Origin of the sequence: Comamonas sp. Z3 (assembly GCF_008121565.1) — a bacterium.
In the GTDB taxonomy this organism is placed as follows: Bacteria; Pseudomonadota; Gammaproteobacteria; order Burkholderiales; family Burkholderiaceae_C; genus Comamonas; species Comamonas brasiliensis.
Genome location: NZ_VOQU01000006.1, coordinates 266,451 through 291,022, shown reverse-complemented (window position 1 = coordinate 291,022; position 24,572 = coordinate 266,451). Strand labels below are relative to the sequence as shown.

The window sequence follows — 24,572 nt, the reverse complement described above, 5'->3', positions numbered from 1 at the left end:
GTAGCTACACTGCGGCCTATCGGTCACAGCTCTATAGCAGCCACCCGCTTTGGCGAGTCGGGCATTGATCATCTACGATGCAGCGATCAAACAGGTGAGCAGTGCACGCGCTGATGTCGGCGTAATGCAGTCGCGCTTTGAATCGTATCGCTGAAGAAAATACGGCCGCAGCATGTGACCTTATCATGGATGCTGACTACGTAGTGGAAACAGTGCACTTGAGTCGTACGCAGATCCTTCAGCAGGCAGGCGTGGTCATGGCGGCGCAAGCTAACCAGATGCCGCAAAGCGTGCTGCAATTGCTGAAGACCTAAGTTAAGCACATGCTCTGTTTCCCATGTAGCCAAGAGAATTGGCCTGGGCTCGTCATGCTATTGAGAATAGGGCCTGTCCAATAAAACAGGCAGGGGTGCTCAGGCTGTGGCGGCTGGCACATGGGCATCAAATTCCGCCAGCTCTCTCACCCGCTGCTCGAAGGCTTCAAAGCAGTTCCAGACCTCTGCTGCCAGTTGCTTTGCCATGGTATGCGTTGCTTGATTGTCTGCCTGCAACTGGAGGAGTAGCTCGGATGCTGCCGCTCTGATTTGCAGGGCACGCCATTGTGCTGTAGGCAGAGTACGTTGGCACAGCCACCAATTCTCGGGCACTGCGTGTAGCTGCTTGCACATGATCTGCCCAAGCTCCGGCGATGAGCAAATTTGACCTCCACGGGCCTTTCTCCAGCCAACGGACACGCTGTCATTCAGAAGCTCCACCACGCAGCGATAGTTCTGAGTGAAGTGCTGTGCATGACCAATCCCAAAAATCGTTGCTGATCCGGGCTCAATCTTGGCCGCCCATGTGCGATTTTCATTGCCAAATTTCTCCAGCAGTTGTTCATTCAATGCGCTGACCACATGCTGCAGAAATTCCCTGCGAATTGCTTGCGTTTTGACCTCGATATTACGCATCAGGGCGAGTGCAGATTGCAGATGCTGCGGGTCATCGAGCAATTTCAGAATGTCGGTGTTGCTGGTATCCATGGGAAGCTCCGAAAGAGAGATGTGCAGGTGGCGGCAAAGCCGTATGTATTGGCCTACGTCGGCACCTAAAGAATGGGCTGTATCCGGTACCGCACACAGGGCCTGTTCCAGCACCTGGGCAAGATCGCGATAGGACATGCAAATCACGGACTGCCCTGCGCGCGCGGTGGCGCCATCGCGGCCATCTGGCGTGAGAAATACCAGCAAGCGTTGGCCCGACCCTGACTGTGCATGCAGCCAATCGCCATAGCGTGCGAGCTGATCCTCTTGCTCTCCTGCGCGTACCTTGTTTTCGACGGCGATCAGGGTGCCATCGCGCAGCTCCGCCACGATGTCGATGCGCCCCCACTGACCGGCATAGCGCTCAGCCACGATATGTGCACCATGGCTGGAAAGCGGCTCTGAGCAGCGGGGCTGCAGCCACTGCAACCAGGCATCCAAAAACGCCGTGCCTTGGCCATGGCGCTCCATGGGATTTAGCAAGTACGCCAGAAAGGCCGAGTGGGCGTTTTCATTCAGCGTCAGGCCAAAGAGCTGAAAGATGTTGTGGTGTGCGCTGGTCTGGCGTTGCTGTTCTTGAAACGTGCGCAACAACGGGTGCTGCAACAGCGCGCGCACGGCGATGGTATCGGTCATGGACATGGCTAGAAAACATGAAGAATGCCCTGCGTGCAGGGCGCTTGAAAGTGCTGATGCAATGCGCGCGGCGCACATTATCGAAGCAGGGTCTTGCGATTGCCCACCATCACCTCTGCGGCATAGCCGCGTTCCAGCGTGTGGTGGAAAAAGCTGATGGACACATCAAACCCTTGCAGGTGCTGAAAAATCCGCTGAGTGTCTTTGAGCAAGAAGTGCCCATGTAGGCACACCAGATAGGTATAGCTTTCGCCATATTCGATGCACAGCGCTTTCAGCAGGCGGCGCAGTGTGGATTGCTCGCAGGTTTGCAGTGCTAGCAAGCTGGTGTGATGCTCGTGTACCTCTTGTTCATTCACATCGCCAAAGCTGTCGGCATGCTCGAAAAAATTCTGCAGAAAAATTTGGCGATCAAGCGGGTAGGGGGTGTTGGTCTTCGTTGCCGACATGGGCTCTCCGTGGTTCAACCATGCGACTGCCGCATGGCGTGACCACAGAAGCCCGTGAGGCAGGCGTATTGCGTCAGCGATGTGTCATTTGGGTGACAAGAGTGAAGGTTTCATTTGAAATGGCTGCCTGCATCAGTTGCGGCTGAGTGGTCTCCTGGCCTGGATCAGTTGAATACACAGTTGGGTGTGGCCACTGAGATTTGGCAAGCCTATGACCGCTGCCGCCGATACAAGACGTTGACCTGCTATCTGGCCAGACGTCCGCTGTGGGCTTCAAACCGGAAGCTGACTGGATCGAAGTGCGCCAGACAACCTTAACGGCAGCTCTCATAAGCTGCGAACTGGCGCTATCTACCCGTTGCTGCCAGTCGCCTAGCGAAGTTGAATGACGGCGGTGCGGCGAATGCGGTCGGCCACTTCGACGTCGCCACACAAGCGCTTGCTCAGGATAGTTGAACGTCCAGCAGGGCGAGAGCGTCAGCGGCCTGTCGAAGCGCCTCGGCTCGCTCCTGCTCGAGCCGCTGCGGGTAAGGCGGGTCGATCATGTGGGTCGTGCAAAGCGGGTTGTTGCATTGACAGGGTCGGATGGCGTTCGCCTTGATGCCTTCGTCGAGCGTCATGCGCAACGTGTTGAGCTTCTTTGAGCAACTCGTGAGCCCCCCCGAGACACGCGCGTCTGGGAAGACGTGGCTTGGCGGCACGCGCGAAATGATCGCCCCCTCGCGGTCGCGCCAAATGCCGGTGTTAAGGGCCCCAATGGTGTCCGCGATGGCCTGCCTGAATGCCGGCATTGAGCTCTCGCAGTGGATCGGCGTTTGAAAAGCAGGCCGATTGAACAACCGCGCAACAAGCAAACCAGCCTCTTTCTCGGTCTCAGGATCGAGCTCCAGCATGAACTTGCGAAGCTCTGCCTCTTCGTCGGGCAACAGGTCGCCGTTGAAGAAGCGGTTAAGGACTGACGGCGCGTGAAAGCGCAGATGCTCCTCGAAATCCGAGCCAGACCACACCTGGCAAATCTTGATCTTCTTGGAGTCCGCGTGGGCTTTGCACTTGTCTTTGGTCTCGGCACTCACGTCCCCCCCGGCTATCACGATAACCTCGTGGGGCGGCGTGGCTTGCGTGCTCGTCAGTCGGTCGATGTCTTTCTTGGCTTTGGCCAGCGTGAACTTCTGCCAGTTCGCGCACGCGACCACGACAGTGGCCTCGTTGCCAAGTTCATCCTCGCAGACGCCGATGATGTCGCGCCCCTTGTCGCCGCCGGTTTGCCCGTGCCAGTTCAGCGAGCGCCATGCTCGCATGCGCATGAGCGTTGCGAAGACCATGCGCTCGAAGTCGCGGCCCGACAAATCTTTGAAGTGGATGGGATGAACCGTGCGCGTGAAGATAAGTTTGGAGCTTTTAGGCTTTAATGTCGACATGGCTTAGATTGGACCCGCTGGGCTTGTCTCACCGGTTTGCGCGCTTATAGGAGCGCTACATTGTTAATTGAATCGTCCCGATCTCCTAGGCCAGCTGAAATGAGTGGCCGGTTTGGGCCTCACAGCTGCCGTCAAACCATCGCCAGTCATAGGAATCAACCGTTGCTAAGTAGACGGCCGGCAGCTTTCTCGTTGAATGCGGACACCCGCCGTTGGCGGTAAATCTGAATACATCGATCCTGTCCTCATAGAGAGAGCTCCATCATGAAACAAACTCACAGGCCATATTTCTGCTTGCGATTCTTGAAGGCTGGTTCAGTGCCCTCAAGAATTTCAACGACCTTGGCATTGATAACTGGTGACTCAATGGCCCCTGAGATGTAGCTGAAAGTGCTCGTCGCCTTGTCGCATGCAGCATAGATTATCTGTTCGGCATCACACACCACCGCGAGGTTGGGGTTGTGGGTCACCATAATGACCTGTCGACGCTGCTTAGCCGCCTTAATGCACTTCACCAATACCCTGAAGATGGTTTGATTGTCGAGATTCTCCTCAGGCTGGTCGATGATGATCGGTGTATCGTCCTTGTCCACTAAGAGGTAGAAAACGAGCAGAAGTAGGCCACGCTCACCTGGCGAGAGCTGGCTGATCTCTTGTTGGTCGAACGTGAGTGAATACCGAGGCACGAGATAGCTCATGCTGTAGAGGTAGTCGAAGATATCCTGAGGGTCGCCGCCTCGCCGAAGCTGATCGACGATTTTTGTCTCGCGGCCTGCGCCAGACTCACGGCGGTCGAAGTGAAGCATGTCGTCAATAGTTTCGAGGAAATTAAGCGTCGAGCCCATGTCCCCGAAGTTGACTTCCTTCAATAGGCCGCGCATGAGTTGGCTGCTTTCATCCACACCAGAGAAGCTTCCACGGGATTGACGATTGATACGAGGGAAAAACTGCTCTTGGAAGTTCGACTCTTCGATGCGGACGTCGAAGTCCAACGGCAGATGCATATCCATCTGGGCGGCTGACTTGACGAACTGCTGTACGGGCTCGTACAGCCGGCGATATTCTTCTACAGTTTTTCCGATTTGCTCGTGGACTGTTTTGGCCAGTTCCACGCGGCTTGCACGCAGCTCGACAAGCTTGGCGGGAAGCGTGGCCAGCGATGCGATCTCTGCCTTGAACCATTCAATCGATTGGGCCTTGTCCTTGCTGCCCACTAGCTCTACCTTGGCACGCTCCCACTTGGCGACTTGATCCTTGAAGATGACAAACAAGCGCTGCTTTTCACCGAGCTTGCTTTTGATGTCAGCCATAGTGGCTTCAGCCACCTCGCGCCTCTTGCCGAGTCCGGTAGACTCCTGGCTGGCAAGTGCCGCGTCCACGGTCGCAATCGATTCCTTAATGGCCTTGCTAAGCGCATCTATCTGTGCGATGTCGATCTTTAACTCCACCAATTCGGACGCATTCAAATCTGCACCCGCTTCAGCCAGCATTGGGGTTAAATCGGCGATGAATTGGTCGTGCGCCTTCTTGTGGTTGGTGATGGCCTGAGCGATCCGGCTCAAGACGGCTTGCCTCTTAGCGTCAGAAGCTTTTTTGTCCCGAAGCTGCCTCTCCTCGTCGCGCAGCTTTTTGAGCTCGTCATCGAGCTCTTGAATCTTCTCGGTTGCCGCAGTCGACTCCTCCATGGCAGCATCTGACTGCGTCGGGTCCTCAACCGGCGTGGGCTTCGATCCGTCCAGAGAGGTCAACTCGGCAACCTTGGCGTCGAGTTGCTCCTGCAACGTCTGCTTGAACTCTGGAGTAAGGCGACGCTCTGTTTGCAAAATCTCAGAGTTGATCTTCGAGATTTCCTTAATCACCTGTTCGCGCGCGCTGTCAATTTCAGCAACTTTGAAATCGAGCAACTCGTCCATGGAGTTGTAGCCCAAACGGGCCTCTTCCGGGACGTGGGTGTAAATAATTTTGCGCAACTCAGTGTCAAACGTCGCCGAGCCGCCGTCGCCCAGTTCGTTGCACAGCGTCTCAAGGTAACTCTGTGGCAAATACTTGACACGCTCCACGCTAGTCTCTTGTGGGTCTTGGTCGAGTTGCCGCTCGGACTCCGTGCCGTCGTGCCAGCCCAGCGTGCCCAGAAAATGCTGCGCGAGCTTGCTCCTCGGATTGCGGAAGCGTTTGTCGTTGAGAAACGAGAAGCTCTTAAAGTTCTTGGTGTCACCAGCAAGCGCCGCTATGTCGGCCATGGCGCTTTTACCGCTACCCTTGTTGCCGATGATGGCTACAAGGTCATGGCTCAACGGGATGTCCACGTTGAACCAGTTGTCAATTAGCGTGGATCCAGCTTTGCGGTTGATGCGAATCTTCGATGCGTATTTGGTGCGATTTGCTTCGACCAGAATCCGTTTGGGCGGCATGTCGCCAATGAACACGCGGTCCTCGAATTCGGTGACGGCCTGGACAAGGCCGGCAAAGGTCGCGTCGGCTTTGATCCATGTGAAGCAGTTGCCAACGCGGTCCTTGTTCTCCGAGGCCCTCGGGGCGTGGGCATCCGAGCAGTCGAGCAGGGTGGCTTTGACGTTGGACTCAGAGAGCTTCTTTCGGGCGGAGTCGTATGCTGCGGGGTTGGCAGCGGCGGTAAAAACAAGATCGGCTTGGTTGATGATGTTGCGCTTCTCGGCGATGGATTGGTCATCCCATTTCAGGTTGTCCCATTCCGTCTTGCCAACAGCGATTAGGTATTTGCCAGCGAAGTAAGGCTTGTTAAGGGCCTCGACGACCTTCTCCAAGCTAACGCAGAGGTTGTTGAAACCCTCCTGCAGATGCGGTGCGTAGTCCCCTCTTTTCTCGGGCGGCGCCGATTCGACGATCATCTTCCCGAGCTCAGCTAAGCTGTCGCGCGTGATGATGCCCTTCCATTTGCCTCTCCAATCGTGGGAGTCGGGGATCAGTTGATAGCCCGGTGTCAGAGAGTTCAGGAACTGCTGCTGGATGACCTGCGGCTCCATCGCGTCGAAGATGACATGCAGGTTGATACGGTTCCAGCCTGACTGCGAGTAGGAGCCGTCCTTTTCTTTCTTGACCACCCCAGCGAACTTGTCCAAGCGCAACTCGATTACGGGCAACAGCAGGTCAATGTTTTTGAGTCGGCCCTGCTCGAACTTCGCCTTGCACGCCCGTTCGTAGCCATCGATGAAGATGTAGTCGTTGATGCCGATAACCTTGAATTCAGCGGGCAGAGCTTCGAGGTCGAGCAGGAACGTCTCCCAGGCTTCGTCTTGGTTTGCTCCAGGGTAGTTGTGGACCAACGACGAAGGCGTGTGGACGTGCAAGTCCCACTTCTTCCATGTTGAGCCGGCAGGATTATTTTTCATTGACATCTTCTTGGCAGAATGCGGGCTGTGTTCCATCCGAGCACAACGGGAGGAGTTAAGTTACGAAGTGTAATTTAGATGATTGAGGCGCGACAGGGGCTAATTGGCATGCCTTTAACAGCACTAATGCTGCACAGATTCCATAGCCCGCTGAAGATTGATTGCTAGCAGAGAGGCGTTGCTGTCGGCTGGCCAAATCAATATTGCTGGGAAGATGTTTATTTTTCATTTTGGAATATAAATTTAAATAAATATGTGTTTTGGTTATATTTGATATAATCAGTGCAGGTGATGCCGGTGCCCTTCCTGCCTTGGCGTGGGCTCACGGGTACCGTTCTCCGCTCAGTTTCTCGAGCACTTCCCTCTCTTTTTTTGCTCTCCGTCTGAATTGATTAGGCCGATTGCCCGCGCACGCCTTTGAAGGCTTGTGCGGCGCAGCTGTGCCTGTCGTTTGGCGTGGGCTTGAGGTAAGTGGCCGGCGAGCCTCTGGGCCTTGTTTCCCCTTTGACTTTCCCTTTCTGGAGTTTTCTATGACTGATGCAGGTCAGGCCGCCGCATGCCCGAATGATTCTTCTTCTGCGTCTGGCGTTGCAGTTCCCTTGTTACCCCTCGGCCAAGTTCTGGCCACACCAGGGGCCTTGGAGTTGCTTCGCTCTTTGCAACTGACCCCGCTGCGGTTTGTGCTGCGGCATATGGCGGGCGATTGGGGCGATGTCTGTGAGGAGGATCGGCAGACCAATGCAGAGGCCCTGGTGCACCGCGCACGGGTGATGTCGGTGTATGTGCTGGGGCCTACGCAGCGGCTGTGGATCATCACGGAAGCTGATCGCAGCAGCACAACGCTGCTGTTGCCCGAGGAGTATTGATGGCAAGACAGCGCTTTGTGATGCATTCCGAGCTGAGTGTGGGGCGCCAGGGGGCACTGGCACACAGCGATAAGCTGTTACTACGCCAGGGCGAGAGTGATATGGCTTGCGGCCATCATTGCGTGCTGATGGCGCTCATGTTGCTGGGCGTGGTGTCGCGCGATGCCTTGTATGAGGATGAGCCCGATGAGCGCCTAGCCGAGGTTTGTGCCATTGGGCAGTCCCGTTACTTCACCGGGTGTTCTGCTGCGCAACTCAAGGAGCAGTTCGCACCGTTTGCTGAACAGGTGCATTGCCGTCCCTTGCGACGTGATGTTGAGGCTCGCACGATAGCCGCCCTCGAGTCCGATCATGTGTGCTTGGTGCGCTTCACATCGCCCAGCTATAGCCATTGGGTGTTGGCGGTGGGGGTGATGTATGTCCAGGACAAGCCGCATTCCCTGCTGGTGCTCGATCCTTTGATGGACGGTGTGCCACTGACCCCATGGAATGCTTTGCTGGAGCATTGGGGCAGCAAGAAGCTGCGCAACACCAATGCCCGCTGGTCCGAGAAAGCCACCATGGAAAAGGTGGTGCAGGTGGGCCTGCGTGTCCGTCGTGGCAAGGCCATTCAACTGACTTGAGCCTCGGCTTCAGTTTCCCGCTCTCTTTTTCCTGATTTCCCTAGTGCACGTGGTGCGCCTGGTGTTTTGCCTTTAAGGCTGCGCTTAGGTGCCGTTGCGGCGTGCCTGTTTGAAAGCTCCACCATGTACCCTTATCACTTGAGATGGCACCGCTACCGGCGCTTGCTGGCAGCGGTGATGACCTTGCCCGACCTAGATACGGCTACACCCGTTCAGCACGAATGCAGCGGTCAGTGGCCATGCTGTTTTAACGGCTGTGCCGAGGCTGGACGTTATGTGCATGTTGCAAGGCCCTGTATGGAGCTGCAATCGGCCATGGTGCTGGAATTAGCCGATGCAGCGCTGCAGGTGATTGAGCCGATCAGCCAGCGCACCGCTGCATGGCAAGCCTTTGCACGGTGTGCGGTGCCGCAGCAGGGCTTGGGCAGCTTGGCACGGCTGGTGATGCTGCTGCAACAGTATGGGTCTGATGAAGATGCTGAATTGGCCGTTTTGCTGTGGCATGGAGAAATTGCCCAATCAGCATGTGCCATCAAGGCCGTGCAGTGTTTGCGTAGCCTAGTCACATTCTTGGAAACGCTGGGTCTCACCAATGCTGCCAGTTGGCTGCAGTGGCGGGATTCGGCAGATGCGCAAGCTGTCCTGCAAGGTGCACAACATCTGCCGGCAGACATGATTGCAGCGTTGGTATGGTTCCTAGACCTAGGGCGCTGCGATGTGCCGTGGGTACTGAAGTTTGCCAGGCGGGTGCTGGGTCAAGCCCCTGCGCATGGGCACATCATGCTGGCCATTCAGGAAATAGCCGAGGCCATGGGCCTGAGTGCCAGAGCTTTGGCCAGACGCATCGCGTGGCACGAACGGCTTTATCGGGCATTGGATGATGGGCCTGAACAGCGCCTTGCATGGTGGAGGTGCGTAAAGCGAACCTTGCAGGCTCAACTGACGAATCCCCCAAGCGTCAAACTGCAAGTGCAGGGCGTGACGGAGACTTTGCCGCTGTCACTGGCTGTGCACCTGCGACAAGGGCACCCGATGCTGGCAATTCAGCTGCCTCGTGCGTTTGGTGCCGCACCGGCGTGGCCCAACTTGACCATGGTGCAGCTAAGTCAATAGGGGTGGGGATCAGGGTTGGGCGTGCGCTTACGGCTGCAAGGCGAGGGGGTGCTGTCAGCCAATCTGCAGTTGGCGATCGCCAAACGTTGGAAGGCAGCACAACTGCACCCCCCGGTTTTTGAGCGGCTGAGTGCAGTCAAATGGGAGGTCAGTTGTTGCTGGTGCGATGGGTTGTGGAACCCTTCCTGCATGAGCTTGGCCGACGTCATCGAATGGGGCACGGACACGGCATTACAGGTTTTGGAGCACGTGCTGGCGTTCCAGGGCATGCTCGGTCCTGAAGGTGGTGGTTGACCAGGTGCGAGCCTTGCCATCGATGATCTTTGTTGCCGATCGCTGCATCCAGATTCGAGATGTCTGTAACTGACGTGGGGGCGTGAAGCCGGATGATGGCTGTCTAGCTATGGAATGAGCCGGCGTAGCACCATGCGTGCATCACCTGTCACCCTGCATTGTGGTGATAATGAAGCGATGGTGATCGGCCAGCGAAGGCTCGCTTACTCACTCAGCAATGAGAAGGGTTGGGGTCGCGCAGAGACCAAGCGATGTCACCTATTTTTTAGTGGGTACAAAAGCGGGTATGGATAGAGGTGGTATGACGGAGAATCGAGTGTTTTCAAGGGTTGTGGCCGTTGTCTTCCTGTTTAACGTCTGACGCCTGCTGCGCATTGCAGCGCTAAAAGCCCCGCCAGCCATGGCGGGGCTTTTTTTATGCGGGCTTTCGGCGGCAAGGGCCAGGATGCGGCTGCGTCTGGTCTCTGCCTCAAAGTCTCGCGGACCTCTGGCGGTCCGGGTGTTCTTGGCGCTGCCGAGCCTTGCTGACGCCGCTCAGAACAATATGCAGGGGCCAACCTGGGCTTTCGCCATCCATCAGGGCCGGCGGCGAGGCAGGGACCAGCGGAGCACAGAAATCTTTGATATACGCAAGTGACGCAAAGTAACGAATAATGAGCCCTCACGACTGCACAGCGCGCTCGAGGTCCCCAACATGATTCGTGCCAATGCCACCGCAAAGCGAACGATCACCGGCCAGCTGCTGGAGATCGCCATGGGCCAGTCCTTCTGTGCGGTGATGATTACCGATGCCAGTCTGGGCGGCGAAGGGCCGGTGATCGAGTACTGCAATGCGGCCCTGTGCGAGATGACCGGATATGCCGAAGCAGAGCTGCTGGGCCGCTCGCCGCGCATGCTGCAGGGGCCGCTGACGGACCTGATGGAGCTGCAGCGCCTGCATGACTCGCTGGAGCAGGGTCTGCCGTTCCAGGGCAGTGTGGTGAACTACCGCAAGGACGGCCAGAGCTACCACGTGGAGTGGAATATCTCTCCGGTGCGTGACGAGCGGGGCGTGATCCGGCATTTTGTGGCCGTGCAGCGCGATATCTCGGAGCGTGTGCAGGCCGAGCAGGAGCGCGCGCTGCTGGCCAGGGCCTTGAATGCGGCCAATGATGGCATTCTGATCACGGACCGCCACTCCACCATCGTCTTCGTCAACCAGGCTTTTGAAGCCCTGACGGGCTATAGCGCGGCGGAACTGCTGGGCCAGCCGACCGAGATGCTGCGCTCGGGTCTGCACGAGCCCGAGTTCTACGCCCAGCTGCAGGAGGCCCTGAGTCTGGGGCACAACTTTCGCGCCACCTTCATCAACCGCCACAAAAGCGGTGGCGTGTACTACGCCGAGCAAAGCATTGCGGCCCTGCGCGATGAGTCGGGCCAGGTCAGCCACTATGTGGGGGCATCCAAGGACATCAGCCGCATGGTCAAGCGAGAGATGGAGCTGCGTGAGCGCGCCAACCGCGACAAGCTGACGGGCTTGCTCAACCGCCATGCGGGAGAGGCCGAACTCAAGCGCGGCCAGCTGCAGGCCCAGAACCAGTTGCGGCCCTATGGGGTGATCCTGGGCGATATCGATCTTTTCAAGCAGGTCAACGACCGCTTCGGCCATGTGGCCGGAGACCGCGTGCTCAAGATGGTGGCGCAGGTACTTTCGGGCAAGGTCCGTCGTTATGACCATGCCGTGCGCTGGGGCGGCGAGGAGTTCCTGATCATTCTCTCGGATGCCAGCCTCGGCGTGGCCGTGAGCCTGGCCGAACGCATCCGTTGCGCCGTGGAGGCATGTTCGGACCCCGAGGCCGGGGGCTTCACCATCTCCCTGGGCGTGGGGCTCTGGGAGCCGGGCGAGACCGAGGACGATTTGCTCAAGCGCGCAGATGCCGCGCTCTACCGAGCCAAGCACCGGGGCCGCAATCAGGTAGCCATTGCCACGGGGTCGATGAACATGCCGCTGGTGCAGGCTCCCGAGGCACTTGCGCAGTGCGATGCCCTGAGCTTTTCGGGGCAGAGCCCGGATAAGCCGTGGACAGGGTCGGCCGCACCGTAGAATTTGTCTTTCTTCCCGACCTTGTCTCCAAAGCTTTTGAGTGGTTTGAACAATTCAGAACTGCATTCCGTGCAGGCCGATCTGGTGGCAGTGCTGGTCGCCGTCACGGGCGGCCAGCCCCGTATCCTGACCACCGGGTCCGGGCGGGCCTTGCCTGCCGGGCCCTTTACCAGCAACCACCGCTCGCTGCAGGCCAGCCTGCGCGCCTGGGTGGAGAAGCAGACCCACCATCCGCTGGGCTTTGTGGAGCAGCTCTATACCTTTGCGGATCGCGAGCGCTCGCAGCAACTGGGCATGCATGTCATCTCCATCAGCTATCTGGCGCTGACACAGGAGCTGGACGAGACCGGTGCCGCCCAGCCGGGCTGGCAGGACTGGTACCGCTACTTCCCCTGGGAGGACTGGCGCGAAGGCATGCCCGGCGTGATCGCCGAGCGCATTGCGCCAGCGCTGCATGCCTGGAGCGAAAAAGCTTCGGACAGCGTGGCCAGAAGCGCCAGATGGCAAAGAGCGGCCATGACTTTTGGTCTCGATGAGCACGAGTGGAACGAGGAGTTGGTGTTGCAGCGCTACGAGCTGCTGTTCGAGGCCGCCGTGGTGCCCGAAGCCTGGGGAGAGGGGGAGGGCGATGCTGCCGCTTCGCTGCTGCCCGGTGCGGCCATGGGCAATGACCATCGCCGCATTCTTGCCACCGGCATGGCCCGCCTGCGCGCCAAGATCAAGTACCGGCCCGTGGTGTTCGAGCTGATGCCCGAGGAGTTCTCGCTGCTGCAGCTGCAGCAGACCGTGGAGGCGCTGGCCGGGCGCGGTCTGCACAAGCAGAACTTCCGTCGCTTGATCGAGCAGCAGGCACTGGTGGAGGAGACCGGCCAGGTGACGGCCGTGGGTGCGGGCCGCCCGGCCAAGCTGTTCCGCTTCCGGCGCAATGTGATGCTGGAGCGCGCCATCGCAGGCAACAAGCTGCCGCTGGCAAGAAGTCATTGACGGCCTGATTCCTGCAGTGGATGGGGAACTGTTTTCACTGCGGCGACGGCTTGACTTAAGTAATGCTCAGATTTAGCATAAGTCGGTTTGCGCGAGGCGCGGCAGTGATCCGGATGCCTTCGCGTTTTTTATTGAACCATAAATACTCAAAATGAGCATTAATAAAATTGCGGCCTTGCCCATCCCCTCCTTGCCCGATGTGATGCTGGAGCCGCTGGTGCGCATGGCCTTGCTGGAAGATCTGGGGCGCGCCGGAGACCTGAGCACCGACACCATTGTTCCCGCCGATGCCGTGGATGAGCTGCGCCTGGTGGCCAGGCAGGAGGGCGTGCTGGCCGGACTCGATCTGGCACGCCTGGCCTTCGTGCTGATGGACGCTCGCCTGGAGTTTGACGTTCGCTGCGCAGACGGCACGCGGCTGCAGCCCGGCATGGAGATCGCCCGCATTCGCGGCAAAAGCCGGGCCATGCTCACGGCCGAACGCACGGCGCTCAATTACCTCTGTCATCTCAGCGGCGTGGCCACGGCCACGCATTCGATCGCCGAGGCCATCAAGCCCTTTGGCACGCGGGTGACCTGCACGCGCAAGACCATGCCGGGCCTGCGTGCCTTGCAGAAATACGCCGTGCGGGTCGGCGGCGGCAGCAACCACCGCTTTGGCCTGGATGACGCCGTGCTCATCAAGGACAACCATATCGCGCTGGCCGGCGATGTCGCCACGGCCGTGAGACGCGCCCGCGCCGGCGTGGGCCATATGGTCAAGATCGAGCTGGAAGTGGACACGCTGGCGCAGCTGGACGTGGCGCTGCAGCTGGGCGTGGACGTGGTGCTGCTGGACAATATGGGCCTGGAGGATCTGCGCACGGCGGTGGCCATGTGCAAGGGCCGGGCCATCACCGAAGCCTCGGGCCGTATCACGCCGGAGACCGCGCCGGCCGTGGCCGCCACGGGGGTCGAGCAGATCGCCGTGGGCTGGCTCACGCACAGCGCGCGCGTGCTCGACATTGGCCTCGACGCCTGAGATGGCGCGTCTCGCGGCAGGACCGGCCGCTCGCCGCATCGGGATGACTGCGGCGGCCACGCTGGCCCTGGCCGTCGTGGCTGTGGGCCTGTGGCAATCGCACAGGGGCGCTGCGGCCACGATGCGCTTTGACAAGCCCGTCACCATCGTCGTGACCTTTCCGCCCGGCGGCGGCACGGACCTGCTGGCCCGTCGGCTGGGCACGGCTCTGCAGGAGCGCATAGGCCAGAGCGTGGTGGTGGACAACCGCCCGGGCGCCAGCGGCAACATCGGTGCACGCGAAGTGGCGCGCGCTGCGGCCGACGGCAGCGTGCTGCTCATGGTCAACAGCTCGTTTGCCATCAATCCCGGCGTCTACCGGCAGCTGGATTTCGATCCGCAGCGCGACTTCCGCGCCGTGTTCAACGCGGGCACCATCGCCTCGGTACTGGTGCTGCCGCCGGAGGATGTCGCTCCGAAATATGCCCCGCAGGGCGCTGGCGCACAGAAGGGAGCCGCGCCCACCGGCGCGCAGGCTCTGGCGGATGTGCTGGCCCCGTCCGCGGAAGGGGCTGCCCAGGCCTTTGCGAGCTGCGGCAACGGCACGCCCCAGCACATGGCGGCCGAGATGCTGGCCCAGGCCCTGCACACGCGGCTGCAGCATGTGCCCTACAAGGGCTGCGGCCCGGCGGCCATGGCCGTGGCTGCAGGCCAGGTGCCGCTGGGCGTGGTGACCATCAGCAGCGCCGCGCCGCTGATTGCGGCCGGGCGTCTGCGCGCTCTGGCTGTAACCGGCCCGCAGCGCGTGGCCCAGCTGGCCGGCGTGCCCACCGTGGCCGAGCTGGGCGTGAGGGGTTTTGCCGTGGAGCAGTGGCATGGCCTGCTGGCGCCGGCGGCCACTCCGGATGGCGTGGTGGCGCGACTGCACGAGGAGCTGGCACGCATCCTGAATCAGCCGGCCATGCGCCAGGCGCTTCAGGAGCAGGGCTATGTGCTGGCCTCGGATTCGCCCGCGCAGTTCGAGGCGCGGATACAGGCAGACATGCAGCGCTACGCGGCGCTCGCACAGCATCTGGGGCTGGGGGTGGACTGAGGGTGAACCGATAATTTTGATAGCTGTAATCGCCAATAAATAAACAAATTCAGTTTGTTTTCATATTGAAATTGTTTATCAGAAGGCGACAGAAGCTATTAATTTATTAATCCCTGAGCCGACCAGAGACTTTGCCGTCTGCACATGCCACAGCGGCCCGTCCCTGAATCGGCGCGGCTTTGTTCAGGCCTGCCAAACCTGTGTCACAGTGCGGCGCTAAATTGTCGGGCTCGGAGCGTGAACATGCGCTTGCGCGGCCTCAGAAGAACCTATACAGACCAGGAAGAACCGATGCGCCCCATGACACTGTTGACCGCTGCCATGGCCGTACTGGCCGGCAGCGCCCATGCCGCGCGCCCGATGAACACCGACGATGCGCGCATTGTCGACGCCAAGGCCTGCCAGCTCGAGAGCTGGGTACGCCACCCCAAGGGGCATGCCGAGTTCTGGGCCCTGCCGGCCTGCAATTTCACAGGCAATCTGGAGCTGACCATGGGCGGCGCGCTCACGCGCATGGATGGCAGCACGCGCGCCAGCGCCCAGGTGATCCAGGGCAAGACCCTGTTCAAGCCGCTGGAGACCAACGGCTGGGGCGTGGGCCTGGTCATGGGGCTGGCACGCGACCCGCGCCGCGATGCGGGTGGCGGCCACGATACCTATGCCTATGTGCCGGCCAGCTTTTCCTTCCTTGACGACAAGGTGGTGCTGCACACCAATGTGGGCTGGCGGCGCGATCAGGGCGTGCACAGCAACCGCTTCACCTGGGGGCTGGGTTCGGAGACGCAGCTGACGGGCCGTACCTGGCTGATTGCCGAAACCTATGGCGGAGGCTCGGGCCGGCCCCTGGCGCAGGTCGGGCTGCGCCACTGGCTGGTGCCCGACCGTGTGCAGATCGATGCCACCTACGGCAATCGCTTCGGTGACGGTAGCCAGCGCTGGATCTCGGTGGGCTTGCGCCTGCTGACGGCCCCCTTTCTGCCCTGATGCGGCGGCAACGGCTGCCGGGCTTGGAACGCCAGCAGGTTCTCAGGGGATGAAGTGCAGTATGACCACCGTCATGATCAGATAGCGCAGGAATTTGCCAATGGCCATGTACAGCACGCAGGGCCAGAACGGCAGGCGCAGCCAGCCGGCCACGGCGCACAGCGGATCGCCCACCACGGGCAGCCAGCTCAGCAGGCAGGCCTTGGCGCCGAAGCGCCGCAGCCAGTAGCGTGCCAGACGGTGGTAGCGTGACTGCCTGTGGGGCGGCTTGTGCGGCGGAGCCGGCGCCTCGTCTCCCTGATGGCGGCGGCTTCGGGCCAGCTTCCAGGCCTTGTGGGCGCCCAGGCCCATCCACCAGCTGATGGCTCCGCCCACGGTGTTGCCGGCCGTGGCCACCAGGATGGCCGGCCAGAACAGGTGCGGATTGAGCGTGAGCAGCCCCGCCACCGCAGGCTCCGAACCCAGGGGCAGCAGCGTGGCCGAGACCAGGGCCACGATGAACACGGTACTCAAACCGAACTGCGGCAGGGCCAGCCACTGCAGCAACTGATGCATCCAAGCTTCCATAGGCTGGTGAGTTTAGGCGCTGCGCGATTTCCCTTGGACCGCAGCAGGGCCCGTGGGGCATGGCAGCGCGAGAATATTTTGCGGCGGGCAGGGCATGGGCTGAGGTATGGTGTGCACGCACAAGAACAAAGGAGTGAGTAGGAATGGCTTTCAACACAGCACGCGTGGCGATGGCCGGGCAATGGTTCAAGACGGGCCTGGCGGCCACGGCCCTGGGCCTGATCGCGGGCTGCGTCTCGTTCACGGGCGTGGCGCCGGGCACGCAGGCACCGGTCGATATCGGCACGGCGCGCCTGGTGAAGCTCTCCAGCGTGGCTCCGGGCGTGCGCCAGGATATGCGCTATGCAACACGCCACAACTTCCTGGGCCGTCCCGTGGCCGGCTATGAGGCCGGGGAATGTTGGCTCAGCCGCGCGGCCGCCGAATCCCTGGCCGCCGTTCAACGCGAGCTGGCAGGACAGGGCCTGGCCCTGAAGGTCTATGACTGCTACCGCCCGCAGAAGGCCGTCGACGACTTTGTGCGCTGGGGCCGTGATCTGGCCGACCAGAAGAACAAGGACATGTATTACCCGCGCGTGCCCAAGAGCGAGCTGTTCAAGCGCGGCTATATCGCCGAGAAGTCGGGTCACAGCCGTGCCAGCACCGTGGACATGACGCTGCTGGTGGTGGATGCCAGGCGCGCCAGCAAGTGGGTACGCGGTCCGCTGGCCGACAGCATCGAGGTGGACATGGGCACGCCCTTCGATCTGTTTGACGAGCAGTCGCATACCGACAATGCCCAGCAGTCGCCCGATGTGCAGCACAACCGGCGCTGGCTGCGCAGCCTGATGCAGCGCAACGGCTGGAAGAATCTGCCCGAGGAGTGGTGGCACTACACGCTGGTCGGCGAGCCCTATTCCGAGCAGTACTTCGACATGCCGGTGCGCAGCAACTGAGGCGCCGGGGCCGCAGCGCCTGATAGTGATTCGACCCGCAGGGTGATGCATGGTGTTTGGTTCTGCTGAAATTTTGGGCAGGTATAATCCGGCCCTCTTTTCCAGCGCCCGGTTTGCGCCAGACCCTGTCTGCCGCCGAAGCCAACTTTCTCCATGCCCGCCCTGCACATTGGTCATATTCCATTGGCAAATCGTCTGTTTGTCGCTCCCATGGCGGGAGTGACGGACCGGCCGTTTCGTCAGCTGTGCAAGGCCTTGGGGGCCGGCTATGCGGTCAGCGAGATGGTGACCAGCCGCAAGGATCTGTGGAACAGTCTCAAGACCAGCCGCCGTGCCAACCATGAAGGCGAGCCCGGACCGATTGCCGTGCAGATCGCCGGCACCGAAGCGCTCATGATGGCCGAAGCCGCCGTCTACAACATCGAGCGCGGCGCGCAGATCATCGACATCAACATGGGCTGCCCGGCCAAGAAGGTCTGCAACAAATGGGCGGGCTCCGCCCTGATGCAGAACGAGCCGCTGGCCGTGGAGATCGCCCAGGCCGTCGTGGAAGCCGCACGCCCCTACAACGTGCCCGTCACCCTGAAGATGCGCACGGGCTGGTGCGACACGCACAAGAACGCTGTCTTGCTGGCGCGCCAGTTCGAGGAGGTCGGCATCCAGATGCTGACGGTGCACGGGCGCACGCGCGAGCAGGGCTACAAGGGCTTTGCCGAGTACGACACGATTGCGGCCGTCAAGCAGGCGGTCCGGGTGCCCGTGGTGGCCAACGGCGATATCAACAGCCCCGAAAAAGCCCGCGATGTGCTGGCCTACACGGGGGCGGATGCCATCATGGTCGGCCGCGCAGCGCAGGGCAGGCCGTGGATCTTCCGCGAGATTGCGCACTTTCTGGCCACCGGCGAGCATATGGCTGCGCCTCTGGTGGCCGAGCTGCGCCGCCTGCTGCTCGAGCATCTGCAAGATCACTACAGCCTGTACGGCGAGGGAGTCGGCGTGCGCAGCGCCCGCAAGCATATTGCGTGGTATCTGCGTGCTCTGCCGGGCGGGGAAGAGTTCAGAAAACACATCAACACCATTGAGGACTGTGCGGTGCAATGGCAGGCCGTGGCCGACTATCTGGAGGCCCTCGGGCAGCAGATGGATCGTATCCCGGCGGCCACGGCCGCTGCTGAAGCAAGCAGCGAGCTGGATGAACCGGCAGAAATGACTGCATGAGCCATCAGAATTTAGAACAAGTCGTTCGCGATAGCCTGGAGGGCTATTTCCGCGATCTCGAGGGCGAAACACCGGCCAATGTCTACGACATGGTGATTCGTCTGGTTGAAAAACCGCTGCTGGAAGTGGTGATGGGCCAGGCCGACAACAACCAGTCGCGCGCTGCCGAATGGCTGGGCCTGAACCGCAACACCCTGCGCAAAAAGCTGGTCGATCACGAGTTGCTCTGAACGACGAGGCTACCGAATCCATAGCTGCAAGCGCCGATCCATCTGCACTTGCAGCTTGTTTTTATCCAAACTTTGAATTGACGCCCATGAAAGCTCTGATCTCCGTCTCTGACAAGACCGGTATCGTCGAATTTGCGCAGGCCCTGCACGCTCTTGGCGTGCAGCTGCTGTCCACCGGTGGCACTGCCAAGCTGCTGGCCGACAAGGGCCTGCCCGTGACCGAAGTCGCTGAAGTCACCCGATTCCCCGAAATGCTGGATGGCCGCGTCAAGACCCTGCACCCCATGGTGCACGGCGGTCTGCTGGCTCGTCGCGACCTGCCCGAGCACATGGCCGCGCTCAAGGAACATGGCATCGAGACCATCGACCTGCTGGTGGTCAATCTCTACCCCTTCGAAGCCACCGTGGCCAAGGCGGGCTGCACCCTGGCCGACGCCATCGAGAACATCGACATCGGCGGCCCCGCCATGGTGCGCTCCGCCGCCAAGAACTGGAAGGATGTGGGCGTGGTCACTGCCGCCGACCAGTACGAGGCCGTGCTGGGCGAGCTGAAGGCTGCCGGCAAACTGTCCGACAAGCTGCGCTTTGCGCTGTCCGTGGCAGCATTCAACCGCATCAGCCAGTACGACGGCGCCATCAGCGACTACCTGTCCTCGGTCAGGTTCGAAGACGAGAAGCTCAGCGAAGAATACGTGCCTGCACGTGATCTGTTCCCCGGCCAGAGCAACAGCCAGTTCGTCAAGATCCAGGATCTGCGCTACGGTGAAAACAGCCACCAGCAAGCTGCCTGGTACCGCGACCTGTACCCCGCACCCGGCTCGCTGGCCACGGGCGTGCAGCTGCAGGGCAAGGAACTGAGCTACAACAATATCGCCGACGCCGATGCGGCCTGGGAATGCGTCAAGAGCTTTGACGTGCCCGCCTGCGTGATCGTCAAGCACGCCAACCCCTGCGGCGTGGCCGTGGGTGCGAGCGCCTTCGAAGCCTACTCCAAGGCCTTCCAGACCGACCCCACCAGCGCCTTCGGCGGCATCATCGCCTTCAACCGCGCCGTGGACAAGGCTGCTGCCGAAGCCGTGTCCAAGCAGTTCGTCGAAGTGCTGATGGCCCCCGATTTCAGCGCCGAAGCCCTGGAAATCTTCAAGGCCAAGGTCAATGTGCGCCTGATGAAGATCGCTCTGCCCGCGGGCGGCGCAACCGACTGGGACAACGGCCGCAACGCCATCGAGTCCAAGCGCATCGGCTCGGGCCTGCTGCTGCAGACCTCCGACAACCACGAGCTCAAGCTGGCCGACCTGAAGGTCGTGACCGTCAAGCAGCCTACGCCCGAAGAGCTGCAGGACCTGCTGTTCGCCTGGAACGTGGCCAAGTTCGTCAAGTCCAATGCCATCGTCTTCTGCAAGAACGGCATGACCATGGGCGTGGGTGCCGGCCAGATGTCGCGCCTGGATTCGGCGCGCATCGCCTCCATCAAGGCCGAAGCCGCCAAGCTGTCGCTGCAGAACACCGTCGTGGCGTCGGATGCCTTCTTCCCCTTCCGTGACGGCCTGGACGTGGTGGTCGATGCAGGCGCTACCTGCGTGGCCCAGCCCGGCGGCTCCATGCGCGATCAGGAAGTGATCGATGCGGCCAATGAGCGTGGCGTGGCCATGGTGTTCACCGGCGTGCGCCATTTCAGGCACTAATTGCTCCCCCTGAGGCGCTATCGTGCCTTCCCCCTCTCTGGCGCTGAGCGCCGGAGGGGGGCGACACCCTCGGTGCGCGGCGGCGCTTCCTTGGTGTCTCTGGTTTTAGGGCGCGCCAGTTTTGTGCTTTGTGCTCTGTGGCCGGCATCTGCTGGCCATTTTTTTTCAATCTGGTGCTTGGTATGACAGATCCCATCGACGACGAAGAAAACTATCCGCCCAGGCCGCGCTGGATGGGCTGGCTGATCGGGCTGGTCATGGTGGCTAGCGCCTTAGGCGTGGCCAATATCGGCTGGCGCATCATGCGGGTCAGCACGGCCGAGAAGGCGGCGGATGCGCTGGTGGCTGCCAAGCCCGAGCTGGCGGCGGCCCGAAAGCTGGTGGAGGGCGCAGATTGCATGCGCTGCCATGGTCTGGACCGCAAATTTGTGGGCCCTGGCTTTACGGAGATCGCACAGAAGTATGGCTCGCAAGCCGATGCCCAGAGCTATCTGGCAGACAAGATTCGCAGTGGCAGCGTGGGTGTCTGGGGCAATGTGATCATGCCGCGCCACCCGCAAATCAGCGAGGCCGATTCTCTGCAGATGGCCCGTTGGGTGCTGTCGGCTCAGGCGCCAGCGGCTGCGGCTCAATAAGCCCGGTTGCCGAGATCCTGCGTGAATTCAAAGGCTGCCGGCGCTTTGCGCTGGTGGCCTTTTTTTGCTTTGCAGCCTGCGCAGGGTGGCCGGCCTTGCTTTCATAATCCGCACATGAGAAAACCGCCCGCGCCCGTTCCTGTGCTGAGTCAAGCCGATCAAGCCCTGCACAGGCCTGTGCATGCCCCGGCGCGTCAGCGTGGCTTTGTCTTCTGGGCCATCTGGGTGAATATCGCCACCTACGCGATCTATCCCACGGCCAACTGGCTGGCCAGCCTGCGCGATCAGCGCTATGACTTCATCACGCGCTGGGACGCGATGATTCCGCTGGTGCCGGAATTCATCTTTGTCTATTTCTCGTTTTTCCCGTTTCTGGCCCTGCCGTTCTGGCTGGTGGGCCAGCCCGATACGGCGGCGCTGGGCAAGCGCCAGGTGCTGGCCACGCTGATCTGCGGTCTGGTCTTTGTGCTGTTTCCGGCGAATCTGGCCTTCGACCGCGTGATCCCCGAGGTGGAGCCCTATCGCAGCATTTTCTCGACCATGTTCTTCGTGGACCAGCCGCACAATCTGCTGCCCTCGCTGCACATTGTCTACACGGCGCTGACCTGTCTGGCCATCTGCCAGGCGCAATGGCCGCGCGGTCGCCGCGCGCTGTGCGTGCTCATGGTGCTGTGGAGTGTGGCCATCTGCGCCTCCACCATGCTGGTGCACCAGCACCATGTGCTGGACGTGGTCACGGCATTGCTGCTGACAGCCGTGCTCTGTGTGCTGATTCGCCCGGCCGATGTGCCGCCGCAGCCACCGCGCATCTGAGCTCTCGGGGCAGGCCCGGCCCATTGCGAATCCTGCGTCAGTGATCGCTTGCATGCAGTTCTGCGGCGCTGTTCCTGCGCCCTGTGCAGGCTTCGTGAAGCACGCGACTGGCTAGTCGGTTTTGCGAAGGCTGTGCTGCCAGGCTTGCACAAAACATGCAAACGGACTGGTGATGCTGCAGGGAATCTGCGCGTTATTGGTGGAATCCCTAGGATGCCGTTTTGAACAAAAGGACCGGGCCGAAGACGCCGCACCACCAATGCGGCCAAGAGTCCGGAGATATGCATGCAGTGGCTGAAAACCAAAACCATTGAACAGGCGCTGGCCGATTCGGACGAGCCGGGCCGTCAACTTCAACGCAGCCTGGGCGCGTTCGACCTGATGATTCTCGGCGTGGCCGTGGCCGTCGGTGCCGGCATTTTCTCGGTCGGCGCGCGTGCGGCGGGCAGCTTTGCCGGGCCGGCCGTGATTTTTTCCTTCATCCTGGCGGCCGCCACCTGCGCGCTGGCCACCATGTGCTATGCGGAGTTCGCCTCCAGCGTGCCGGTCACGGGCAGCGCCTATACCTATACCTATCTGACGCTGGGCGAGGGCGTGGCCTGGATCATCGGCTGGAATCTGCTGCTGGAGATGATTGCCGCCGGCGCGGTGATCGCCAAGTACTGGGGCATCTACCTGTCCACGGTGTTTGCCACGGCAGGCGTGGACATTCCCAGCACCCTGCATCTGGGAGCCATCAGCCTGGAGTGGGGGCCGTTCTTCATCGTGGCGGTGTTCACCGGGCTGCTGATCCTGGGCACGCAGGAGTCGGCTCGGGTCAACAATGTGTTCACCCTGATCAAGATCGCCATCACCCTGTTCGTGATCGTGGTGGGCTTCACCTATATGGACCTGAAGAACTTCACGCCCTTTGTGCCGCCGGCCCAGCCGCCCGTGGCAGGTCATGGCGTGACCGCCGATGTCTGGGGCCAGCCCATGCTGGCCTGGCTGTTCGGTGCCCGCCCCAGCCAGTACGGCTGGCTGGGCGTGATCTCGGGTGCATCGCTGGTGTTCTTTGCCTTCATCGGCTTCGACGTGGTCGCCACCTCGGCCGAAGAAGTCAGGGAGCCACAGAAAACGCTGCCGCGCGGCATCTTCGGCGGCCTGGCGCTGGTGACTCTGCTCTACATCCTGGTCACGCTGGCGCTGACCGGCATGGTCCCTTATACCGAGCTGGCCAAGGCCGAGAATCCCTCGCTGGCCACGGCCTTCATCAGCGTGGGCGCCAACTGGGCCGCCCAGGTGATCGCCGTGGGCGTGCTGCTGGGCCTGACCACGGTGGTCATGGTACTGCTCATGGGCTCGGCCCGGATCCTGATGGCGCTGTCGCGCGACGGCCTGCTGCCGCGCAGCTGGAGCGTGACCTCGGCCAGGCGCAAGACGCCGGTACGCCTGCAACTGATGGTGGGTGCCGTGGTCGCGGTCCTGGCAGGGTTCACCAAGGTGGAGCTGCTGGAGGAGATGATCAACATCGGCACGCTGTCGGCCTTTGTGCTGGTCAGCATCGGTGTGCTGCTGCTGCGCAAGAAGCGCCCCGACGCCGGCACCGGCTACCGCGTGCCCTGGGTGCCGGTGCTGCCCCTGCTTTCGGCCCTGCTGTGCTTTTATCTGATGCTGAATCTGACCACGCTGACCTGGCTGCGCTTTGTGGGCTGGATGGCGCTGGGTGCGGTGATCTACATGGCCTATGGCATGCGCCATTCGCGCCTGGCTCAGTCGGATAAAAAGTGAGCTATAAACGCATGATATTGCTTGATTTCAATATGTTTTATATCTGAAATCGTTTTATATCAAGCGTAAGTAGCTATTAATAAGAGAGCTCTGCACGGAACGTCCTGCAGGGCTTTTGCATTGGTTAGAGTGCTGGGCATGAGTACCGAACCCACCGAGACCACGCCGACCCGCTCCCCCACCCAGTCCGCCGAAGATGGCCAGCAGCGCTGCCGCTGGTGTCTGGCCACGCCGGGCTATGTGCACTATCACGACCGCGAATGGGGATTCCCGGTGGACAGCGATCAGCGCCTGTTCGAGAAACTCTGCCTGGAAGGCTTCCAGTCCGGCCTGAGCTGGCTGACCATTCTCAACAAGCGCGAGAACTTCCGGGCCGCCTTTGCGGGTTTCGACTTCCGGCGCGTGGCGCAGTTCGGCGAGGCCGATGTGCAGCGCCTGCTGCAGGACGCGGGCATTGTGCGCCACCGCGGCAAGATAGAGGCCGTGATCAACAACGCCCGGCGGGCCATCGAAATGGTCCAGGCCGAAGGCACGCTGGCCGCGTTCTTCTGGCGCTATCAGCCGGCTGTGCCCTCGACGGGCACGACCATCCAGGCCCAGACGCCGGAGTCGCAATCCCTGTCCAAGGAGCTCAAGAAGCGCGGCTGGAAGTTTGTCGGGCCGACCACCATGTATGCGCTGATGCAGGCCATGGGCATGGTCAACGACCACGCGCCGGGCTGCATCACCAGAGCCGAAGTCGAGCGCGCCAGAGCCGCTTTCCAGCGGCCCTGAGCAACTGCCAGA

General features: G+C 61.0%; 22 protein-coding genes. 17 read left to right on the top strand and 5 right to left on the bottom strand.

Translation table 11 applies throughout. The features are described 5' to 3' along the window. Positions 1-137 precede the first annotated feature (137 nt). Positions 138-314 (top strand): flagellin, encoded by a 177-nt coding sequence (locus FSY59_RS18910; protein WP_255439395.1) that lies wholly within the window; start codon positions 138-140, stop codon positions 312-314. 99 nt (positions 315-413) lie between these two features. Here FSY59_RS18910 and FSY59_RS18905 read toward each other — a convergent pair whose 3' ends face one another. From FSY59_RS18905 to FSY59_RS18890, 4 genes are all read right to left on the bottom strand, one after another. Further along, complete coding sequence (locus tag FSY59_RS18905) at positions 414-1,658, bottom strand: PD-(D/E)XK nuclease family protein (protein WP_187427914.1); 1,245 nt, start codon at positions 1,656-1,658, stop codon at positions 414-416. A gap of 77 nt (positions 1,659-1,735) precedes the next feature. Next, positions 1,736-2,107: a hypothetical protein gene (locus FSY59_RS18900; RefSeq protein ID WP_148729061.1), complete on the bottom strand. Its 372-nt coding sequence runs from the start codon at positions 2,105-2,107 to the stop codon at positions 1,736-1,738. 443 nt (positions 2,108-2,550) lie between these two features. After that, entirely contained in the window at positions 2,551-3,525 is a 975-nt protein-coding gene (locus FSY59_RS18895; RefSeq protein WP_148729060.1) for a restriction endonuclease, read from the bottom strand. 275 nt (positions 3,526-3,800) lie between these two features. Next, positions 3,801-6,893, bottom strand: coding sequence for a TrlF family AAA-like ATPase (locus FSY59_RS18890; RefSeq protein ID WP_148729059.1), 3,093 nt, complete (start codon positions 6,891-6,893; stop codon positions 3,801-3,803). Positions 6,894-7,423: 530 nt separating this feature from the next. On the opposite strand from FSY59_RS18890, the gene FSY59_RS18885 reads away from it, so the two are divergent. The 8 genes from FSY59_RS18885 to FSY59_RS18850 all read left to right on the top strand — a co-directional run bounded on the left by FSY59_RS18885 (position 7,424) and on the right by FSY59_RS18850 (position 15,933). Next, the gene (locus FSY59_RS18885; protein ID WP_148729058.1) at positions 7,424-7,759 is read left to right on the top strand and encodes a type I restriction endonuclease subunit M; all 336 of its coding nucleotides are present in this window, start codon (positions 7,424-7,426) and stop codon (positions 7,757-7,759) included. Further along, positions 7,759-8,382, top strand: coding sequence for a hypothetical protein (locus FSY59_RS18880; RefSeq protein WP_148729057.1), 624 nt, complete (start codon positions 7,759-7,761; stop codon positions 8,380-8,382). The genes FSY59_RS18885 and FSY59_RS18880 overlap by 1 nt, the downstream gene beginning before the upstream one ends. 297 nt (positions 8,383-8,679) lie before the next feature. Then, a complete protein-coding gene (locus FSY59_RS18875) occupies positions 8,680-9,495 on the top strand; it encodes a hypothetical protein (RefSeq protein WP_255439393.1) in 816 nt (271 codons plus the stop codon). Between the two features lie 988 nt (positions 9,496-10,483). Then, complete coding sequence (locus FSY59_RS18870) at positions 10,484-11,872, top strand: sensor domain-containing diguanylate cyclase (RefSeq protein ID WP_050872443.1); 1,389 nt, start codon at positions 10,484-10,486, stop codon at positions 11,870-11,872. A gap of 45 nt (positions 11,873-11,917) precedes the next feature. Beyond that, on the top strand, positions 11,918-12,856 hold the full coding sequence (locus FSY59_RS18865) for a membrane protein (protein WP_019042999.1): 939 nt from the start codon (positions 11,918-11,920) through the stop codon (positions 12,854-12,856). Positions 12,857-13,007: 151 nt separating this feature from the next. Next, positions 13,008-13,877: a carboxylating nicotinate-nucleotide diphosphorylase gene (gene nadC, locus FSY59_RS18860; protein ID WP_148729056.1), complete on the top strand. Its 870-nt coding sequence runs from the start codon at positions 13,008-13,010 to the stop codon at positions 13,875-13,877. A gap of 43 nt (positions 13,878-13,920) precedes the next feature. After that, positions 13,921-14,949, top strand: coding sequence for a tripartite tricarboxylate transporter substrate-binding protein (locus FSY59_RS18855; RefSeq protein ID WP_148729252.1), 1,029 nt, complete (start codon positions 13,921-13,923; stop codon positions 14,947-14,949). 291 nt (positions 14,950-15,240) lie between these two features. Further along, on the top strand, positions 15,241-15,933 hold the full coding sequence (locus FSY59_RS18850) for a hypothetical protein (RefSeq protein ID WP_019042998.1): 693 nt from the start codon (positions 15,241-15,243) through the stop codon (positions 15,931-15,933). Between the two features lie 42 nt (positions 15,934-15,975). Here FSY59_RS18850 and FSY59_RS18845 read toward each other — a convergent pair whose 3' ends face one another. Then, positions 15,976-16,488: a YqaA family protein gene (locus FSY59_RS18845; protein WP_003051472.1), complete on the bottom strand. Its 513-nt coding sequence runs from the start codon at positions 16,486-16,488 to the stop codon at positions 15,976-15,978. A 155-nt stretch (positions 16,489-16,643) separates the two neighbouring features. On the opposite strand from FSY59_RS18845, the gene FSY59_RS18840 reads away from it, so the two are divergent. The 8 genes from FSY59_RS18840 to FSY59_RS18805 all read left to right on the top strand — a co-directional run bounded on the left by FSY59_RS18840 (position 16,644) and on the right by FSY59_RS18805 (position 24,560). Beyond that, positions 16,644-17,435: a M15 family metallopeptidase gene (locus FSY59_RS18840; RefSeq protein ID WP_003051475.1), complete on the top strand. Its 792-nt coding sequence runs from the start codon at positions 16,644-16,646 to the stop codon at positions 17,433-17,435. Between the two features lie 153 nt (positions 17,436-17,588). Further along, entirely contained in the window at positions 17,589-18,653 is a 1,065-nt protein-coding gene (dusB, locus tag FSY59_RS18835; protein ID WP_043375099.1) for a tRNA dihydrouridine synthase DusB, read from the top strand. Beyond that, positions 18,650-18,883: a Fis family transcriptional regulator gene (locus FSY59_RS18830; RefSeq protein ID WP_003051481.1), complete on the top strand. Its 234-nt coding sequence runs from the start codon at positions 18,650-18,652 to the stop codon at positions 18,881-18,883. The genes dusB and FSY59_RS18830 overlap by 4 nt, the downstream gene beginning before the upstream one ends. An 86-nt stretch (positions 18,884-18,969) precedes the next feature. Next, positions 18,970-20,568, top strand: a complete 1,599-nt coding sequence (gene purH, locus FSY59_RS18825) for a bifunctional phosphoribosylaminoimidazolecarboxamide formyltransferase/IMP cyclohydrolase (protein WP_148729055.1) — start codon at positions 18,970-18,972, stop codon at positions 20,566-20,568. A 182-nt stretch (positions 20,569-20,750) separates the two neighbouring features. After that, entirely contained in the window at positions 20,751-21,203 is a 453-nt protein-coding gene (locus FSY59_RS18820; protein ID WP_003051487.1) for a c-type cytochrome, read from the top strand. 114 nt (positions 21,204-21,317) lie between these two features. Then, positions 21,318-22,016, top strand: coding sequence for a phosphatase PAP2 family protein (locus FSY59_RS18815; protein WP_003051491.1), 699 nt, complete (start codon positions 21,318-21,320; stop codon positions 22,014-22,016). A gap of 285 nt (positions 22,017-22,301) precedes the next feature. Continuing rightward, on the top strand, positions 22,302-23,786 hold the full coding sequence (locus tag FSY59_RS18810) for an amino acid permease (protein WP_003051494.1): 1,485 nt from the start codon (positions 22,302-22,304) through the stop codon (positions 23,784-23,786). A 138-nt stretch (positions 23,787-23,924) separates the two neighbouring features. Further along, on the top strand, positions 23,925-24,560 hold the full coding sequence (locus tag FSY59_RS18805) for a DNA-3-methyladenine glycosylase I (RefSeq protein ID WP_003051497.1): 636 nt from the start codon (positions 23,925-23,927) through the stop codon (positions 24,558-24,560). The last annotated feature ends 12 nt before the right edge of the window (positions 24,561-24,572 follow it).